General features: G+C 65.2%; 6 protein-coding genes. 1 reads left to right on the forward strand and 5 read right to left on the reverse strand.

The features are described 5' to 3' along the window. Positions 1-104 precede the first annotated feature (104 nt). From F0Q45_RS24100 to F0Q45_RS24110, 3 genes are read right to left on the reverse strand one after another with little or no spacing between them, the layout of a single operon-like run. Positions 105-1,274, reverse strand: coding sequence for an acyl-CoA dehydrogenase (locus F0Q45_RS24100; protein ID WP_149656297.1), 1,170 nt, complete (start codon positions 1,272-1,274; stop codon positions 105-107). Positions 1,275-1,287: 13 nt separating this feature from the next. Further along, positions 1,288-1,803, reverse strand: a complete 516-nt coding sequence (gene purE, locus F0Q45_RS24105) for a 5-(carboxyamino)imidazole ribonucleotide mutase (RefSeq protein ID WP_149656298.1) — start codon at positions 1,801-1,803, stop codon at positions 1,288-1,290. After that, positions 1,800-3,086, reverse strand: coding sequence for a 5-(carboxyamino)imidazole ribonucleotide synthase (locus tag F0Q45_RS24110; protein WP_149656302.1), 1,287 nt, complete (start codon positions 3,084-3,086; stop codon positions 1,800-1,802). The genes purE and F0Q45_RS24110 overlap by 4 nt, the downstream gene beginning before the upstream one ends. A 98-nt stretch (positions 3,087-3,184) precedes the next feature. Here F0Q45_RS24110 and F0Q45_RS24115 point away from each other — a divergent pair, with 98 nt between their 5' ends. Then, the gene (locus tag F0Q45_RS24115; RefSeq protein ID WP_149656299.1) at positions 3,185-3,859 is read left to right on the forward strand and encodes a GtrA family protein; all 675 of its coding nucleotides are present in this window, start codon (positions 3,185-3,187) and stop codon (positions 3,857-3,859) included. On the opposite strand, the gene F0Q45_RS24120 is transcribed toward F0Q45_RS24115, so the two are convergent. Together F0Q45_RS24120 and F0Q45_RS24125 are read right to left on the reverse strand one after the other, a co-directional pair. Beyond that, positions 3,814-4,332 carry a PH domain-containing protein gene (locus tag F0Q45_RS24120; RefSeq protein ID WP_149656300.1) on the reverse strand — a complete coding sequence of 173 codons (519 nt, stop codon included), beginning with the start codon at positions 4,330-4,332 and terminating at the stop codon, positions 3,814-3,816. The two genes, F0Q45_RS24115 and F0Q45_RS24120, sit on opposite strands and share 46 nt — an antisense overlap. Before the next feature lie 13 nt (positions 4,333-4,345). Continuing rightward, on the reverse strand, positions 4,346-5,158 hold the full coding sequence (locus F0Q45_RS24125) for a biotin--[acetyl-CoA-carboxylase] ligase (RefSeq protein ID WP_149656301.1): 813 nt from the start codon (positions 5,156-5,158) through the stop codon (positions 4,346-4,348). Between the last annotated feature and the right edge of the window lie 2 nt (positions 5,159-5,160).

A 5,160-nucleotide genomic window follows, 5' to 3' on the forward strand; every position in this document is an offset into this window, starting at 1 on the left:
GAACTTACCAGCGAGACCACTAAGGCGCCCCAGCTTGGCGCCACACGCGTCCTGAGCAATCAATTACCCGCGGATCCGTCGCGTCAAGCCAACCCGGCGAACATTCAGCGCAATAGGGCCCTGGACATCACTACCCGCTGGATCTGGTTGGTGCCCTCGTAGATCTGGGTGATCTTGGCGTCGCGCATCATCCGCTCGACCGGGAAGTCGAGGGTGTATCCGGCCCCACCGAAGAGCTGCACCGCATCGGTGGTGACCTCCATGGCCACGTCGGAGGCCAGGCACTTCGAGGCGGCGGAGATGAATCCGAGGTTCGGTTCGCCGCGCTCGGCGCGCGCGGCAGCCGTGTAGACCATCAACCGGGCTGCCTCGACCTTCATCGCCATGTCGGCGAGCATGAACTGGATGGCCTGGAAATCGCTGATCGACTGTGCGAATTGTTTGCGGTCCTTGGTGTAGGCGATCGCCGCGTCCAGGGCGCCCTGGGCGATGCCTACCGCCTGGGCTCCAATGGTCGGGCGGGTGTGATCCAGCGTTGCCAAGGCGGTCTTGAAACCGGTGCCTGGCTCCCCGATGATCCGGTCGCCGGGAATCCGGCACTCTTCGAAGTACAGCTCCGTGGTGGGGGAACCCTTGATGCCGAGCTTGCGTTCCTTGGGGCCTACGACGAAGCCGTCATCGTCCTTGTGCACCATAAATGCCGATATGCCGTTGGCGCCCTTGTCCGGATCGGTCACCGCCATCACCGTGTACCACGACGACTTGCCCCCGTTAGTGATCCAGCACTTGGCGCCGTTGAGAATCCAGTCGTTGCCGTCTGCCTTGGCGCGGGTGCGCATCGACGCCGCGTCGGAACCGGCCTCCCGCTCACTCAAGGCGTAGGAGGCCATCGCGGTCCCGTCGGCGAGCTGGGGCAGCACCTGCTTCTTCAAGTCTTCGGAGCCGCGCAGGATCAACCCCATGGTGCCCAGCTTGTTGACCGCAGGAATCAGTGAAGCGGACGCGTCGACGCGGGCGACCTCCTCGATGACGATGCAGGCCGCCACCGAGTCGGCCCCCTGGCCGCCGTACTCCTCGGGCACATGCACGGCGTTGAAACCCGAGGCGTTGAGTGCATCCAGGGCCTCTTGCGGAAAGCGGGAATGCTCGTCCACGTCCGCGGCGTGCGGGGCGATCTCCTTCTCGGCCAGCGACCGAATCGCCGCCCGCAACTCCTGGTGTTCTTCGGGCAACTGGAACAAATCGAACGACGGGTTTCCAGCCCAGCCAGCCATCACGGCCCTCCTTCTAGTCGCGGGTTAACTTACCCGCAAGTTCTTGCAGTTCCGCATCCTTGGCTCGCACCGTCTCCGCCAACCCGTCTTGGAATGCCACGATCCGCTCCCGCAGCTGCAGATCCGACGATCCCAGCATCCGCACCGCCAGCAGACCGGCATTACGGGCGCCGCCGATGGACACCGTAGCCACCGGAACCCCAGCCGGCATCTGCACGATCGACAGTAGCGAGTCCAGACCGTCGAGCCGGGCCAGTGGCACCGGCACGCCAATTACTGGCAGCGGCGTGGCCGAGGCGACCATCCCGGGAAGGTGGGCGGCCCCGCCCGCGCCGGCGATGATGACCTCGATGCCGCGTTCGGCCGCGGTGCGCGCATAGTCGAACATCAGTGCTGGTGTGCGATGGGCAGACACCACCCGAACCTCGATGGGAATATCGAACTCGGCCAGCGCGGCGGCGGCGTCGGCCATTACCGACCAGTCGCTGTCGCTGCCCATGATCACCGCGACCCGTGGGCGCTGGGTCATGTACGCCGCTCCTCTCCGCTGCGGGCGGGGCTGGCCTCCGGTGCATCGTGGTCCGCTTTGCCGTGCGGATCCCATCCGTCCATCCACTGCCCGTGTGATAACCAGTGTGCCGCCAACTCCGCACGCCCACGCAGTTTGGTCACGTCGGCCAGATCGGCGCCGAGGAAATTGATGTGCCCCACCTTGCGGCCGGAGCGCTCCGCCTTGCCGTAAAGGTGTACACGCGCATCAGGCATCCGCGCGAACAAGTGGTGCAGCCGCTCGTCGAGGGTCATCGCCGGCGGCTGGGTGGCACCGAGCACATTGGCCATCACCGTCACCGGGACGATGGCGTCGGTGTCGCCGAGCGGGTAGTCCAGCACCGCACGCAAGTGCTGTTCGAATTGACTGGTGCGGGACCCGTCCATGGTCCAGTGACCGGAGTTGTGCGGGCGCATCGCGAGTTCGTTGACCACCAGCACGCCGTCGACGGTCTCGAACAGCTCGACGGCCAGCACACCGACTACGCAGAGTTCGGCCGCCAATCTCAACGCCAGCCGCTGGGCCACCGCCGCCGTGTCTTCGGGCAGCGCCGGCGCGGGCGCGATGACCTGCACGCAGATGCCGTCCCGTTGCACTGTCTCCACCACCGGCCACGCCGCGCCTTGGCCGAACGGGGAGCGCGCCACCAGCGCCGATAGTTCCCGTCGAAGCTTCACTCGCTCTTCGACCAGCACCGCAACGCCGTCCGCCAGGAAATCACGTGCGATGTCGCGGGCATCGGCAAGATCACGCGCCATGCGGACACCGCGGCCGTCGTAACCCCCGCGCACCGCCTTCACTACCAGTGGCGCGTCCGCTCGCCCGGCAAAGGCGTCCAGTGCTGCCAGGTCGTCGCGGCTTTCGATACTCGTGTAGCGCGGCACCGCCACGTCTAGCGCCTGTAAGCGCTGCCGCATGAGGAGCTTGTCCTGGGCGTGCACCAGAGCATGCGGGGGTGGCACCACGTGCACACCTTCGGCGACGAGCTTTTCCAGCAGCTCGGTCGGCACGTGCTCATGGTCAAAAGTCAGCGCGTTGGCACCGGCCGCAACCCGCCGCAGGTCTTCCAGGTTGGTGTGCGAGCCAATGACGACATTGGGCGTGACCTGCGCGGCCGGTTCATCGGACGCATTCGCCAATACACGCAAGTTCTGACCGAGCGCGATTGCGGCTTGATGGGTCATCCGGGCGAGTTGGCCTGCGCCGACCATGGCAACAACTGGGGCGACCGGCGGGGAGTCTGAACTCGGCACGTCCATAATGGTGTCACGGCCCTTGACCAGCGCGTCTACCGGCGGCGGGGCCGCATCGTTATGTATCATTTTCGACTATTTTGTATCGATCCGTACACTGACGTGTTGTGTCCTTTGCCGATGCCACGATCGCGCGCCTTCCCGGGGTGGTTCAGCCCTACGCGCAGCGCCACCATGAACTGATCAAATTCGCCATCGTCGGCGGCACCACGTTCATCGTCGACTCGGTAATTTTCTACACGCTCAAGCTGACGATTTTGGAGAGCAAGCCGGTCACCGCCAAAGTAATCGCCGGAATCGTCGCCGTCATTGCCTCCTACGTGCTGAACCGGGAATGGAGCTTCCGCGACCGCGGCGGCCGCGAGCGCCACCACGAAGCACTGCTGTTCTTCGCTTTCAGCGGCGTGGGGGTGCTGCTCAGCATGGCGCCGTTATGGGTCTCCAGCTATGTCCTGCAACTGCGGGTACCGACCGTGTCACTGACAGTAGAAAACATCGCCGACTTCATCTCGGCCTACATCATCGGCAATCTGCTGCAGATGGCGTTCCGCTTCTGGGCGTTTCGGCGCTGGGTCTTCCCTGACGAGTTTGCCCGCAACCCGGATAAGGCGCTGGAATCGGCGCTCACGGCAGGCGGGATCGCCGAAGTCCTGGAGGACACCTTGGAGGGCGGCAACGTCACACTGCTGCGCGCCTGGCGCAACAAGGCCAATCGCAGGGAGCTGAACGGGCCTGCTCAGCTGGGTGATTCCTCCGAACCCAGGGTGTCGAAAACTTCGTGATACAGCAGCGCGTGCACTTCTCGCAGGCGCGGAATGTCGTAGAACTCCAGCGGATCCTGTGACGCCGACTCGATGATCAGGGTGCCGGTGCGAAACATCCGTTCGAAGATCCGGTCCCGAAACTCCACGCTGTTGATCCGAGCCAGCGGAATGTCGATTCCGCTTCGGGTGAGCACGCCATGGCGATACATCACCCGCCGGTTGGTGACGACGAAATGGGTGGTCAACCAGCTCAAGAACGGCCACAGGGTGAGCCAGCCGATGATCACCAACCAGATGGCCCAGATAACGCCGTGCAGGACGTTCTTGGCCAGCTGCTGCCACGGCGTGGAATTGACAAACCCGGAGCCGAGCGCTGCCAGCGCGGTGATCACGAACAGCACCACGACCGGCCAGATCAGCCGCTTCCAGTGTGGATGGCGATGCAGGACAACTTGCTCGCCAACGGCCATGGCGTTGTCCGGATACCTCATATTGGGACCTTAGCTAACGAAGATGCACCACGTCACCGGCTGACACCAGGACGGTTCGGCCGTTGACGTCGAGGCACAGCCGGCCGTGGTGGTCGATGTCCCGGGCGATCCCGGCGAGCTCTTTCCCGCCGGGCAGCTGCACACACACTCGAGCGCCGATGGTGAGGCTGCGGGCCCGGTAGTCGGCCGCCAGTCGTGGGTCGGTGCTTTGCCACTGGGCGATTCGCGCAGCCAGCTCTGATAACAGCCTGCGGACCAGTGGGTTCCGATCGGGCGCCGGCACGCCGAGGTCGAGCAGTGACGTCGCACCGGGCCCGTCGACCTCCTCGGGGGCTTGCGTGACGTTGAGTCCGATACCGATTACCGCGTAGGGGTGGGTGACCTCCACCAGGATGCCGGCCAGCTTGCCCGTAGCCCCCGCCGGTCCGGCCAACACATCGTTGGGCCATTTCAGCCCTGCCTCGACGATGTTGTCGATCAGGGGCGCCACCGTGTCGGCTACCGCCAACCCGGTCGCCAGCGACAGCCAGCCCCACACACCGGTCGGGACGTGATCGATACGCACCCCGACCGACATCGTGATCTGCGCGCGGGGAGCGGCCGTCCAGTGCCGGCCGTGGCGCCCACGTCCTGCGGTCTGATGTTCGGCGATCAGCACGACCCGGTCGATGTCGATGTTCGACGCTGCGCGGGCCAGTAGGTCGGCGTTGGTGGAGCCGGTCTGATCCACGACGTCGAGTCGCCGCCACCGCGTGCCGGCGCCGACCAGCTCGTCACGAAGTGAGGTCGCGTGCAGCGGCTGTCTGAGTTGCTCGCGGTCGACCATCT

The sequence above is a fragment of the Mycobacterium simiae genome (genome assembly GCF_008370645.1).
GTDB classification, from domain to species: Bacteria; Actinomycetota; Actinomycetes; order Mycobacteriales; family Mycobacteriaceae; genus Mycobacterium; species Mycobacterium simiae_A.